Origin of the sequence: Variovorax sp. CCNWLW225 (assembly GCF_037204045.1) — a bacterium.
Lineage (GTDB): Bacteria > Pseudomonadota > Gammaproteobacteria > Burkholderiales > Burkholderiaceae_C > Variovorax.
Window position 1 is genome coordinate 54,072 of the sequence record NZ_JBBCBV010000002.1, and the last position, 13,031, is coordinate 67,102.

General features: G+C 63.9%; 11 protein-coding genes. 7 read left to right on the forward strand and 4 right to left on the reverse strand.

All coding sequences use genetic code 11. The features are described from left to right. The first annotated feature begins 9 nt into the window (after positions 1-9). Positions 10-702, forward strand: a complete 693-nt coding sequence (locus V9L20_RS04925) for an ATP-dependent DNA ligase (protein WP_337295727.1) — start codon at positions 10-12, stop codon at positions 700-702. A 9-nt stretch (positions 703-711) separates the two neighbouring features. Here the strand turns inward: V9L20_RS04925 and V9L20_RS04930 are convergent, their stop codons facing one another. After that, the gene (locus tag V9L20_RS04930; RefSeq protein ID WP_337295728.1) at positions 712-2,145 is read right to left on the reverse strand and encodes a diguanylate cyclase; all 1,434 of its coding nucleotides are present in this window, start codon (positions 2,143-2,145) and stop codon (positions 712-714) included. Positions 2,146-2,521: 376 nt separating this feature from the next. Between V9L20_RS04930 and V9L20_RS04935 the strand changes: the two genes are divergently transcribed. Next, positions 2,522-3,814: a hypothetical protein gene (locus V9L20_RS04935; protein ID WP_337295729.1), complete on the forward strand. Its 1,293-nt coding sequence runs from the start codon at positions 2,522-2,524 to the stop codon at positions 3,812-3,814. Positions 3,815-3,817: 3 nt separating this feature from the next. Here V9L20_RS04935 and V9L20_RS04940 read toward each other — a convergent pair whose 3' ends face one another. Continuing rightward, complete coding sequence (locus V9L20_RS04940; protein ID WP_443098544.1) at positions 3,818-4,987, reverse strand: SMP-30/gluconolactonase/LRE family protein; 1,170 nt, start codon at positions 4,985-4,987, stop codon at positions 3,818-3,820. A 266-nt stretch (positions 4,988-5,253) separates the two neighbouring features. On the opposite strand from V9L20_RS04940, the gene V9L20_RS04945 reads away from it, so the two are divergent. The 3 genes from V9L20_RS04945 to V9L20_RS04955 all read left to right on the forward strand — a co-directional run bounded on the left by V9L20_RS04945 (position 5,254) and on the right by V9L20_RS04955 (position 8,872). Next, entirely contained in the window at positions 5,254-5,676 is a 423-nt protein-coding gene (locus tag V9L20_RS04945; RefSeq protein WP_337295730.1) for a tripartite tricarboxylate transporter TctB family protein, read from the forward strand. Positions 5,677-5,686: 10 nt separating this feature from the next. Beyond that, positions 5,687-7,189: a tripartite tricarboxylate transporter permease gene (locus V9L20_RS04950; protein ID WP_337295731.1), complete on the forward strand. Its 1,503-nt coding sequence runs from the start codon at positions 5,687-5,689 to the stop codon at positions 7,187-7,189. A 138-nt stretch (positions 7,190-7,327) separates the two neighbouring features. Beyond that, the gene (locus V9L20_RS04955; RefSeq protein WP_337295732.1) at positions 7,328-8,872 is read left to right on the forward strand and encodes a peroxidase family protein; all 1,545 of its coding nucleotides are present in this window, start codon (positions 7,328-7,330) and stop codon (positions 8,870-8,872) included. Here V9L20_RS04955 and V9L20_RS04960 read toward each other — a convergent pair. Continuing rightward, the gene (locus tag V9L20_RS04960; RefSeq protein ID WP_337295733.1) at positions 8,863-9,786 is read right to left on the reverse strand and encodes a LysR family transcriptional regulator; all 924 of its coding nucleotides are present in this window, start codon (positions 9,784-9,786) and stop codon (positions 8,863-8,865) included. The genes V9L20_RS04955 and V9L20_RS04960 overlap by 10 nt on opposite strands. Before the next feature lie 113 nt (positions 9,787-9,899). Here V9L20_RS04960 and V9L20_RS04965 point away from each other — a divergent pair, with 113 nt between their 5' ends. After that, positions 9,900-10,778 (forward strand): aldo/keto reductase family oxidoreductase, encoded by an 879-nt coding sequence (locus V9L20_RS04965; RefSeq protein ID WP_337295734.1) that lies wholly within the window; start codon positions 9,900-9,902, stop codon positions 10,776-10,778. A 21-nt stretch (positions 10,779-10,799) separates the two neighbouring features. On the opposite strand, the gene V9L20_RS04970 is transcribed toward V9L20_RS04965, so the two are convergent. Then, complete coding sequence (locus V9L20_RS04970) at positions 10,800-11,348, reverse strand: hypothetical protein (protein WP_258506256.1); 549 nt, start codon at positions 11,346-11,348, stop codon at positions 10,800-10,802. Positions 11,349-11,524: 176 nt separating this feature from the next. Here V9L20_RS04970 and V9L20_RS04975 point away from each other — a divergent pair, with 176 nt between their 5' ends. Next, positions 11,525-12,859: an epoxide hydrolase family protein gene (locus V9L20_RS04975; protein ID WP_337296117.1), complete on the forward strand. Its 1,335-nt coding sequence runs from the start codon at positions 11,525-11,527 to the stop codon at positions 12,857-12,859. The last annotated feature ends 172 nt before the right edge of the window (positions 12,860-13,031 follow it).

Genomic DNA, 13,031 nt, shown 5'->3' on the forward strand with positions numbered 1-13,031 from the left:
CTGGCGATCATGGACGGCATCGGCTTCAGATTGCGACATTGGCTGACAGCCAGCCGATGCCGCGAGGTACAGCGTCCCGCCATGGCCAAGCTCGACCGCTACCCGCCAATGCTGCTCGACGAACGTCCGATCGTTCTCGACGAGCCGGGGTGGATCTACGAACTGAAGCTGAACGGCTATCGGGTGCTGGCCGAGTTTGGCGGTGCCGTGCAGCTGCGCACGCGCAATGGAACCGATGCCACCACGTGGTTCCCGGAAATCACCCAAAGCCTGGGCACGCTGAAAAGCGGGCAGCGCGTGGTGGACGGCGAGGTCTGCGTGTTCGACCAGGCCGGCCGCAGCGACTTCAGCCAACTGCAGGATCGTGGGGCCCGAGGCCGGTATCCGGGTGGCCCTAACGTCGTCTACTGCGTCTTCGACTTGCTGGTGCACCGCAGCGTCGACATCACGCAGCAGCCGCTGCTCGAGCGCAAGGCCGCGCTCGCCGGGATCTTCAAGAAGAGGCCGCGGCCGTACATCATGTACGTCGACCATTTCGAAACGGGCGCTGCCCAGCTCTTTGCCGACGTCGTGATCCCGATGAAGCTGGAAGGCCTGGTGGCCAAGCGTGCGGGCAGCGTCTACCAGCCGGGCGTCCGGTCGAGCGATTGGGTCAAGGTCAAACGCAGCGCCATCCCGGCGCGGCAGATTGCGCGAACCTGACTCCACAGTTCATTCGTGCACCATGACCGTGTTTCGCCCCTCCTGCTTGGCGAGGTAGAGCGCCTCGTCCGCGGCTTTCAAAAGCTCGAACGGCGTGCTGTCGGGCTGCGGCACTCCGGCCGCCACGCCAAGGCTGATGGACACCGTGCCCAGCGCCGACGCCGCATGGGGAATCCGCAGATCGGCCACGGCCAGCCGCGCTCGTTGCGCGACTTCGAGCGCACCTTCGGCGTCGGTCGCGGGCAACAGCAAAACCATTTCCTCGCCCCCATAGCGCGCTACGAGGTCGCCCGAGCGCCACACGGCTGAGCGCAGTGCGTGCGCGATCTGGCGCAGGCACTCGTCGCCTCCGAGATGGCCGTACAGGTCGTTGTACTTCTTGAACTCGTCGACGTCGACCATGACGACCGCCAGCGGCGTCTGGCCTTCCAGCGCCTGCTGGAAGTTGAAGAGCAGGCGGGCGTCGAAGTAGCGGCGGTTGGCCAGGCCTGTGAGCCCATCTTCCTGCGCAAGATGCTCCAGGCGCTCATTGGCCTCGGTCAGTGCGTCGCGCGCGCTTCGCAAGTGCAGTTCCGCCACCAGCCGCCGGCGCATCGACCGGATCAGGTAGCGGCCTGACACACCGACGATCAGGCACAGAAGGACCACCCAGGTCGTTTGATAGATCGATGCGGATTTCCATTCCTGCAGCGCCTCGTCCTTGCCGACGGCAACGGTCACGAAGAGCGGGTAGTCCAGCAGGTGTTCGAAGCTGATGATCCGCGTCACGCCGTCGATCGCCGATCTTCCTTCGACAGTGCCCGAGCGCGAGGCCTGGAACCGCTTCTGGAACGGCGAATCGGTATTGCGCCTGTTCATGTCGGTTTCCCTGAAGGGGCGGCGAACCAGGAGCTGGTCCGCTCCGAACAGCGCAATCGCTCCTTGGTCGCCGATCTGAAAGCGGTCCAGCACGCTCAGCAGGTGCTTGACGCTGAGCGTGACCAGCACCACGCCGGCAAAGTTGCCGTCGGGGTCGTTGATCCTTCGCGAGACGGGAATCACCCATTCGCCCGAAGAGCGGCTCACGATGGGCCCGCTGATCAGCGTGCGCGCGCTCGGGTTGGCCCGGTGGTAAATGAAGTACTCGCGGTCCGAGTTGTTTTTGGTGCCCGCCGGGGATGCCTCGGAATAGACGAGCCAGCGGCCTTCCTCGTCATAGATGAAGAGCCCCTTGATGGCTTGCACTTCGGAGGCGTGGTTCACGAGAACGGGCTGCAGACGCTGCAGGGTCTCGGGCGTGATGTCCGCGCGCTCGAGCTCGAACACGATGCCCGAGATGATGTGTTCGGCCAGTGCGACGGTGCTATCGATCTGTTGGCTGACCGCGCGTGCGAGATTGGTGTTCGCCCGCGTGATCTGCTCGTTTTCTGCCGCGCGTGCGCGAATGACCAGCCATGCGTTCATGACCAGCAGCGACACGCACACAAACACTACAAACAAAGTAGTACCGAAGATGACGCGACTTTTTTGCGCGTCCGTTTTTCGGGCGAGTGAGCTCGCGTCGTTCGATGACCTCGAGCCAATGGACGTATCTGGAACCGTCTCGGGCGACGGAGGAGCGGGCGCTTTTTTCATCGAAGGCTCGACTCTACAAAAAAAACGTCGGTCGCCGTCTCTACCGGCGCTGCGGGGTTTCTTTTTTGTCGCACGCCGAGCCTGAAGCGACGCTTCGTGTCACCTTTGGAGGTAATTCGCGTGCTTTTCTTCGAGGGCAACGCGGGCATGGATCGTGCGCCATGTGCCGCGGTCGATTCTTTTCAAATCAAAAAAAGCGCTTTTCATGATCATGTCTTTTCGAGGGTGCATTTCAGCACTGGTGTTCTCGGTGCTTCTGTTTGGCTGTGGCGGAGGAGGTGGTGGCGGTCAAGGTGGCGGCTCAGGCAGTCTGGCTGGGTTCGCCGGCAACGGTGCGATTCAAGGCAGCAATGGCGCCAACCAAGGTGGCGATGGCCAGAGTGCAGGCGGGGCAGGGAACACGGGCAGTACAGGTGGAACAAGCGGGGCCGGCAATACAGGAGGAAGTACCCCGCCCATCCCGGCAACCACCGCACTAGTGACGAGGCTCGGCAAGCCTGCCCGGGTGCTGGTCGGGCTCGGTGGGAGCAGCATCGACCAGATGAAGATCCAGGACATTCACCCGGATATCGTCGACACCTACCTCGTGGGCGTTGGCGCAGGCGCCTGGCCCAGCTGGAACAGCCCCGACGGGGCATACGTCACAGTCACCGCGCAGGCCAACCAAGCCTACGGCGCGATTCCCATGTTCACGCTCTACCAGATGCAGGGCGATGTGAGCAACATCAACGACGCGACCTTCATGAACAAATATTGGGGGCAGACGCGGCTGATGTACCAGCGCATTGCAGCCCTCGGTACGCCCATGCTGGTCAATCTGGAGCCGGACTTCTGGGGATTCGTTGCGGCACAAGCGCCGAATCGCGATGCGACGCAAGTGGCAGCCGTCGTGAACAACCAGCCCGAATGCGCCGGGTTACCGAACACCGTCGCAGGCCTCGGCCAATGCCTTGTGCAGATGAGCAGGCAGATCGCGCCCAAGGCGCTGGTGGGGTTCCCGCCTGCCTTCTGGAGCGGCACCCCTGCCGAGATCGGCGCGCAGATGAAGGCGGTCGGCGCAGACAAGGCGGACTTGATCGTCGCCCAGACCAGCGACCGCGACGCGGGTTGCTGGGAAGTCGCATCGCCTCCTGATGAATGCACAGGGCGAAGCGGTCCGTTCTATTGGGACGCAACCAACCAGACCTCCCCGAATTTCCATGAGTCCCAGAGCCAGATCTCGGCCTATCGCGCGGCCCTGGGCAATGGCCTTCCGATCCTGTGGTGGCAGACACCGATGGGCGTGCCGTCCGACACGCCGGGCGGCACCGATCAGCACTACCGGAACAACCATGTCGACTACATGCTGCGTAACACGCAGGAGTACGGCGATACCCACACGTTCGCGATCGTCTTCAGTCCGGGTGGCAGCCATCAGACTTCGATCAGCACCGATGGCGGCCAGTTTGCCCGCCTCTCGAGTCAGTACCTCGCCCGAGGCGGCGCCACCCTGAAGTAGCGCCTAGCCCGGCGCCGCGCCCTGTGTCGCTGTATAGACGGCATACAGCGACTGGCTGGCCGCCATGAACAGGCGGTTGAGCTTGGGGCCGCCGAAGCAGACGTTGCCGCAGACTTCCGGCAGCCGGATACGCCCGATGAGCCGGCCCTGCGGCGTCCATACCGTAACGCCGCTGTAGCCCACGTTGCGGCCCGCATTGCTGGAGCACCACAGGTTGCCGTCGACATCGGCGCGCACGCCGTCGGGCGCGCATTTCACGCCGTCGACCATGAAGTTGCTGAAGAGCTTGCCGTTGCTGAGCTTGTTGTCGGAGCCGACATCGAACACATACATGTCGCCCTTGCCGCCGGGAATGGTGTCGCCCGGCCCCTGGCCTGTGCTGACGATGTAGAGCTTCTTGAAATCGGGCGAGAAGCACAGGCCGTTCGGGTCGGGCACCAGGTCTTCGCCAGCGACCTGCGTGAGCGTGCCGCTCTTGTCCAGGCGGTACACCGCGGTCGGCAGTTCTCGTTTGTACGAGCCGATCTCGGGCGGCTGCCCGAGCCTCGGGTTGAGCCGACCGGCCTTGTTCGCGGGCCCGCCCGGTGCGTCGACCGCACCCTCGTAGAGCTGGGCGCCGTAGGGCGGATCGGTGAACCAGTAGCTGCCATCGGGGTGGGGGACGATGTCGTTCGGCGAGTTGAGCCGTTTGCCGTTGAAGCTCGAGGCGAGGACGGTGACCGAGCCGTCGAGCTCGTAGCGCACCACGCGCCGCGTCAGGTGCTCGCAGGACAGCTGCCTGCCCTGGTAGTCGAAGGTATTGCCGTTGCTGTTGTTGGAAGGCGCGCGAAACACGCTCACGTGCCCGTCGTCCTCGCTCCAGCGCAACTGGCGGTTGTTCGGTATGTCGCTCCACACCAGAAAGCGGCCGACCGAATTCCACGCCGGCCCTTCGGACCAGAGCGCGCCGGTCCACAGCCGCTGGATGGGCGCGTTGGGCTGGCGCAGGCCATCGAAGGCCGGGTCGACGGTGAGCACGTCGGGGTCGGTGAAGTAGGTGGTCGGCGCCCCGCCCGGGCCGAAGTCGCGCGGCGGCTGGGTGATGGTGCTCGGTGGTGCTGCCGGCTTGCCGGAGGCAGCTTGCGCGTGCGTCCACCGCGGAAAGACGAAGGAGGCGCCTACCGCGGCACCCACGCCGCCAAGAAGCTTTCGGCGTAGTACCGAACTATTCAAACCCGGATCGACTTTTTCTTGTGCCACTAATCACTCCATGAAAAGGATGGAAGAAGCTGGAGAAGGGCGGGACGTCTCCAGGCTCGCTTGATACATGAGCCGGCCATCGCGGTCAACGGCGCCGGTTGTCCGCAGATACGTAGTTCCCCTCGCGGCTGGGTCAGATTGCGATCAGGCCGGCGCAAGAGCATGCCGTTGCGTTCGACAACCCACCACATCGGGCACGTATGAAAAACAGAAATCTTGCCAGGGGGCTCTTCCTCATGGCAATTGCGCTGGCCTTCGGCCTTCCGGCGCTTCGCTATCCCATCGGAGACCTGAGCCGCGCCGGGCCGGGGCTTTTTCCGGTGATGGTGAGCAGCCTGCTGCTGCTGATCGGCGTTTCGACGGTGGTGCGGTCGTTCTTCGTCGAGCCGGTGCGGCTGGACCTTCACTTCAAGAACATCGCACTCATCCTTGCAAGCCTTTGCGGCTTCGCGTTGATCTCGATGTACCTGGACATGGCCGCGGGCATCGTCTTCATGGTGTTCTGCTCGGCCTTTGCCGGCAGCTCGAACTCGTGGCTGCGCAACGTGAAGATTTCCGCCGGGCTGATCGCCATGGCGTTCGCGCTTCAGAAGCTCCTCGGCCTGAACCTGCCGCTCTTTTGAGGCCATCACCATGGAAGTCTTGAACAACCTGGCGTTCGGTTTTTCACACGCCCTCACGTGGCAGAACCTGCTGTTCTGCGCCATCGGCTGCACGGTGGGAACGCTGGTCGGCCTGCTGCCGGGCCTCGGTCCGCTGGCAACCATCAGCCTGCTGCTGCCGCTGACCTATTCCATTCCGACGACCGGCGCGCTCATCATGCTGGCCGGCATTTACTACGGTGCGCAATACGGCGACAGCGTGAGCGCCATCACCATGAAGATCCCGCATGCGAGCAGCATCGTGGCCTGCATCGACGGGTATGCGATGACGCTGAAAGGGCAGACTGGCCTGGCGCTCTTCACGGCCGGTTTCTCCAGCTTCATCGGCGGCACGGTGGCCATCCTGGTGCTGTCTTTCTTCGCACCCATGCTGGGCGAGGTCGCCTTCCTGTTCGGCCCCGCGGACTACGTCGCAATGATGCTGGTGGGCTTTGTGTGCGTGAGCTTCGTGACCACCGGCAGCCTGCTGAACGGCCTGGCGATGTGCATGATTGGCGTGCTGCTGGGAACCATTGGCACCGACGTGAACAGCGGCATGGCGCGCTTCACGCTGGACATGCCGTTTTTGACCGACGGCGTCGGCATCGTGAGCATCGCGCTGGGCTGCTTCGGCATTGCAGAGATCACCAAGAACCTCGACTCCCGCGAGGAGCGCTCGCCCTTCAACGGCAAGATCAACCTCATTCCCACTTGGGCGGAGTTCAAGCGCATCATCCCCAGCGCGCTGCGCGGCAGCGTGGTCGGCTCGCTGCTGGGCATCTTGCCCGGCGGCGGCCCGACCATTGCGCAGTTTGCGGCCTATGCGCTCGACAAGAAGGTGAGCAAGTACAAGCATGAAATCGGCTCCGGCTGCATCGAGGGTGTGGCCGGCCAGGCGGCGGCCGATGAAGCGGCCGCGCGCACCAGCTTCATTCCGCTGATGAGCATCGGCATTCCGGAGAATGCAGTCATGGCGCTGATGCTGGCGGCCTTCATCATCAAGGGCATCCAGCCGGGGCCCAACATGATCGGCGCGCACCCCGAGCTGTTCTGGGGCCTGGTGGCCAGCATGTGGATCGGCAATGTGTTCCTGCTGGTGCTGAACGTGCCGCTGGTGCGCTACTGGCTTTCGGTGTTCAAGATTCCATACAGCGTGCTGTTTCCGTCGATCCTGTTCTTCTGTTGCATCGGCACCTACAGCGTCAACAACAACCTCGAGGACGTCTTCATCACGTCCGCCTTCGGCTTCATGGGCTACATGTTCATGCGGCTCGAACTGGACGCCGCGCCGCTCATGCTCGGATTCATCCTCGGCCCGATGCTGGAAGAGAACTTCCGCCGAGCCATGCTGCTGAGTCGCGGCAGCTTCAATGTGTTCGTCAACAGGCCCATCAGCGGCACGCTCATGGTGCTGATTGCCGTGTTCACCGTTTGGCAGGTCGTGGCTTTCGTCATCAAGGCACACAAGAGGGTAGCGGGCCCAATCCCGGTCTAGCGCAACCGGTCTAGCGCAAGCTGTCTACGGCGAGCTGTCTACCGCGAGCAGCGTATATGAATCTTTCGAGTGCTCCGTAGGATGCAAATCCGCTTCGATCATGTTGCTCGAAGCTCAACGTGGAGCAAGGAAGCCATCATGTCCGAAGAAATCGGTGTCAATCCCAAGCACGGCCGTGCCGGCCGCCACCCCACCAAGGCCACTCTGGATGCGCTCGCAGGGCATGGCGATCCTGGCATGTTCGGCAGGATGTTCCCGCGGCTCGCGCCGCTCGCGGTTGCCGACGACAAGTTGAAGGCCCTCGCCGATGCAATGCTCGATGCCGGTCCTGCTGGCGGCGGAAACAACCCGCGGGTGCCGGCGGGGTTTACCTACCTGGGCCAGTTCGTCGATCACGACATCACGCTGGACCTGACCTCCATCGGCGACAAGCTGGAAGACCCGACCGCGGTGGAGAATTTCAGAACGCCCGCGCTGGATCTGGACTCGATCTATGGGCGCGGCCCGGACGGCAGTCCGCACCTCTATGCCCGTGGCCCCAACAACGGACCGAGCGCGAAGCTGTTGATCGGCAAGACCACGCTCGGCTTTCAACAGGACGCGGCCGACATCCCCGGTGTGTTCCCCAACGACTTGCCGCGAAGCCCCGAAGGCCAAGCGCTGATCGGCGACCATCGCAACGACGAGAACCTGCTGGTCGCGCAGACCCACCTGGCTTTCATGAAGTTCCACAACAAGGTGGTCGATCTGCTGGCGGCCTCGCCGACGGCACCCGCGCCCGCCGAGCTTTTCTTCGAGGCCCGGCGCGAGGTGACCTGGCACTATCAATGGCTCGTCCTGCACGACTTCGTGGAACGGCTCACCGAGGATGGCATCGTGGCTCGCATCCTCAACGAGGGCCGCCAGTTCTATCGCTTCAAGAAGACGCCCTACATGCCGGTGGAGTTCTCCGGTGCGGCCTACCGGCTCGGGCACAGCATGGTCCGGGAGGTCTACAGCCACAACAGGGTCTTCACTCCGGGCGGGCTCGCGCCCGCTTCGCTGGGACTGCTGTTCGCGTTCTCCGGCCTTTCCGGGGGCATCGTGGGTGACCTGGCGCCCGATCCGCTCACCGCGCCAACTCCGATCAGCAAGCTTGCGAGCAACTGGATCATCGACTGGCGGCGCTTCTACGATTTCGGCAACAACCCGCCAGGGGTCACGCTCAATCAGGCGCGCAGCATCGATCCTTTCATCGTGAAGGCGCTGCACACCTTGCCCGGCGGTGCCAGCCTCCCGTTCCTGAACCTGAAGCGCGGCGTGATGCTCGGGCTGCCTTCTGGCCAGTCGGTGGCACGGGCGATGGAAGTGACCAACCCCCTGACAAGCGCCGAGATCTCGTCCGGCACGGACGGCGCCGTGGCCAAGGCACAGGGACTGCATGAGCAGACGCCCCTGTGGTACTACATCCTCAAGGAAGCGTCGGTCAGAGAGGGCGGCGAGCGATTGGGGCCTGTGGGCGCGCGCATCGTGGCGGAGGTCTTCATCGGTTTGGTCCACGGCGATCATGAGTCCTATCTGTGGAAGAAAGGCCCCGCCTGGACGCCGACCCTTCCTTCGCGCACGCCCGGGACTTTTACGATGGTCGACCTGCTGCAGTTCGTAGGCGACGTGAGTCCCATCGACGGCGTGACTCAAGTCTGATTGGAGTCTCGGCGACCCGGCGCGCGCTGTATGAAGTCCACAAAAGCCCTTAGCGGCGCTGGCAGCAACCGGCGGCCTGGGTAGTAGAGGAACGGGCCGGAGAAGCGCAGCCACCAGGGCTCGAGCACTGGCTCGAGCGCACCGCTGTCGAGGTGCGGCCGCAGCCAGTCTTCGAACAGGTAGACCACGCCGGCACCGGCCAGCGCCGCATCGACCGAGAGATCTGCCGCTGCGCCGATCCGCACGGTCAGTTGCCCGGTCACGTCGACGCGCAAGGTTTCGCCGTCGCGCTCGAACTCCCACGGCGGCGTCGACCCGCTGGCGAAACGCCCGCGCAAGCAGTTGTGGCCCAGCAGGTCGCGCGGATGTTCCGGCCGGCCATGGCGGTCGAGGTAGGAGGGGGCTGCCGCCACTGCAAAGCGCTGGAAGCGCGGGCCGATCGGCACGGCGACCATGTCCTGCTCGAGCCGCTCGTCATAGCGGATGCCGGCGTCGCAACCGGCGGCCAGCACGTCGACGAAGCCGTCTTCCGCAATCACTTCGAGAGAGATGTCCGGATAGGCGGCAAGGAAGCGCGGCACGATCGATGGCAGCACGAGCCGCGAGGCGCTGATCGGCACGTTCAGCTTGAGCGTGCCCGCGGGCCGGTCGCGAAAACCGTTCACCACGTCGAGCGCCGCCTCCACCTCGGTGAGCGCGGGCCTCAGCCGCTCGAGCAGGCGTTCTCCCGCTTCCGTCGGCCGCACGCTGCGGGTTGTGCGGTGGAGCAGGCGCACGCCGAGTTGAGCTTCCAGCCGGCGCACCGCCTCGCTCAAGGCCGATGCGCTGCCGCCGCTCAGGCGCGCGCCATCGCGAAAGCCCTTGGCGCCCGCCACCGCCACGAAGGCGTTGAGATCCTCGAGATCGACTTTCATTGTTCTGAATCCTGCACAGCCCGTGCCGATTATGGCGGCTTATCAAACAGAAGAGGGCTGCCTAGACTGGCTTCACGACTTCATCTACCTCTCCAAACTCAGGAAAAAACATCATGTCCATCACGCAGACCTCCAGCACCTACACCCTCGGCGACCGCACGGTCCACCGGCTCGGCTACGGCGCCATGCAGCTCGCCGGCCCCGGCGTCTTCGGCCCGCCGAAAGATCGCGAGGCGGCCCTGGCCGTGCTGCGCGAAGCGGTCGCCAGCGGTGTCGATCACATCGACACCAGCGACTTCTACGGCCCGCACATCACCAACCAGCTCATCCGCGAGGCACTCGCGCCCTATGCGAAGGACCTCGTCATCGTCACCAAGATTGGAGCGCGGCGCTCCGACACGGGCGCCTGGCTGCCTGCGTTTTCGCCCGAGGAACTGACGCAGGCGGTGCACGACAACCTGCGCAACCTCGGGCTGGACGTGCTGGACGTGGTGAACCTGCGCATCATGTTCGACGTGCACGGTCCGGCCGAAGGCTCGATCGAAGCACCGCTCGCGGCCTTGGCCGAGCTTCAGCGCCAAGGCCTTGTGCGCCACATCGGCCTGAGCAACGTGACGCCGGCACAGGTCGCGGAGGGGCGCAGCATCTGCCGCATTGCCTGCGTGCAGAACCAGTACAACCTCGTGCATCGCAACGACGACACGCTGATCGACGACCTGGCGCGCGACGGCATTCCCTACGTTCCGTTTTTCCCGCTCGGCGGCTTTACGCCGCTGCAGTCTGCAGGGCTTTCGGACGTGGCACAGCGACTTGGCGCCACGCCGATGCAGGTGGCGCTGGCGTGGCTCCTGCGGCGCTCGCCCAACATTCTGCTGATTCCCGGTACCTCGTCGGTCGGGCATTTGCGCGAAAACCTGGCCGCCGGAAAGCTGGAATTGCCGGCCGATGCGATCGAAGCGCTGGACCGCGTGGCTGCTCCCGTTGTCGGGTGAGGGGTTGTTTGGGTTTACCCCTCAGAACCACCCGAAATAGCGGGCGCCAAGCGTGAGAGGAGCTCCCAGGAACACGAACAGGCCGATGATCTTGGTCATGAAGAAGAGCGGCTCGCCTCGCTTGACGCGGCTCCATTCGCCCTTGAGTACAGCCTGGGCCGTCGCGACAAGTGCCGCTTCTTCCTTCTGGCAGGCCGCAAGGTCGATGGGACTCATGTCCATGAGCTTTTCGAGCGCATTGACGTGGCCGATCAACTTCGCATTGTTTTCTTCTGACGGGTTCAGCCGAAGGAGGATGCTGGTCTTGGCGACGGTGATCCCCACGAAGTGATCCTTTGCCGCGTCGTAAAGCTCACTCCGGGCCGGGTAGCCGACTGCCGCAGCACCCCGGATCGCGTTGGCGTGCGCGATCAACTGCGAGATTTCAGAGCGCAGCCCGTCGATCCATGCCTGGCGGAACTCCGAAGTCTTCTGGTCCTTGCTGAACACAGACCCGAGAAAGCTCATGCCTCCAGCAATGGTGGCTGCAAGGACTGCGCCGACGGCTTGGGGTGAGAACTCGATTGGCATATGGCGAGTATGTTCGTTGGTTTGCAGAATTGTGCCCGCTCGAGATCGATGTGAAGCTGTTGCTGGAGGCGCCTCTGCACGCTGTTGCCGACACGCCTCGGCAGCGACACCTTCGTGCAATGGATCGGCAAAACATTGTCTGGTGTGATTTCCCTTTCTCAAGAGAAGGATTCACCATGACATCACCAGCATCCATCACCCGGCGCGATTTCGTTGCCGCCTCCACCGTTGCGCTTTCCGCCGGTCCCCTTGCGCTCGCCTCATCTGCACGCGCCCAGACCGCGAGCTCAGATCCTTCCAGCGCGGCGGGCAGCAAAAAGCCCGCGCTTCACAAGGACGCAATCCGGCCATTCCGCGCGATCTTTCCGCGCGGTGACCTCACGGACTTGCGCAGGCGCATCAAGGCGACGAAATGGCCATCGCGCGAAACGGTGAATGATGCGTCGCAGGGCGTTCAGCTTGCGACAATGCGGGAGCTGGCGCGCTATTGGGAAACGAAGTACGACTGGCGCAAATGCGAATCGAGGTTGAATGCCTGGCCTCAGTTCATGACCGAGATCGACGGTGTCGACATCCATTTCATCCATGTGCGTTCGACCCATCAGAATGCCTTGCCTGTAGTCATCACCCACGGATGGCCCGGCTCGATCATCGAGCAGATGAAGATCATCGACCCGTTGACCAACCCGACGGCGCATGGCGGAACGGCGGCGGACGCATTCGACGTGGTGATTCCCTCCCTGCCGGGACACGGCTTCTCGGGAAAGCCGACCGCGACGGGGTGGGACCCGGTTCGCATCGCGCGTGCATGGATCGTGCTCATGCAGCGCCTCGGTTATTCGCGCTATGTGGCACAAGGCGGCGACTGGGGCAACGCCGTCACTGAGCAGATGGCCTTGCTGGCGCCTGCAGGCCTCGTCGGCATCCACACCAACATGCCGGCAACCATTCCCGACGACATTGCAAAGGCGCTCGCGGCCGGCGGGCCGCCGCCATCGGGCCTTTCCGCCGACGAGAAGTATGCGTACGACCAGCTCGACACCTTCTACAAGCACGGCCTGGCCTATGCCCAGGAGATGGGCAACCGCCCCCAGACGCTCTACGGCATCGAGGATTCGCCGATTGGCCTTGCCGCCTGGATGCTGGACCACGATGCGCGCAGCTACGCGCTCATTTCGCGTGTCTTTGCGGGCCAGTCTGAAGGCCTGACGCGAGACGACATCCTGGACAACGTGACGCTCTACTGGCTGACGAATACAGCCGTCTCCTCGGCGCGCCTTTATTGGGAGAGCAAGCTCCCGTTCTTTGCACCCAAAGGCGTGGCCTTGCCCACCGCGGTGAGCGCATTTCCCGACGAGATCTACACCGCCCCTCGCAGTTGGGCGCAACGTGCCTACCCGAAGCTCATTCACTACAACAGGCTGGAGAAGGGCGGCCACTTCGCCGCGTGGGAACAGCCGGCGGCCTTCTCGGCGGAACTGCGCGCCGGGTTCAGGCCATTGCGCGGCTAGACGTACAGGGCGCGACATTGCGCGCCCGTCTTGGCCCTGTTCGCCGGCGGCTGCCAACGGCGGCCGAAGGCGATGGCCCCGACCCGACACCAAAGTATCGTTTACGGCGTTCGGTGAACCGAGCATCCTGTAGGTGACGACGGGCAGGGAGGAATCGGCGTACGTGTCTTTG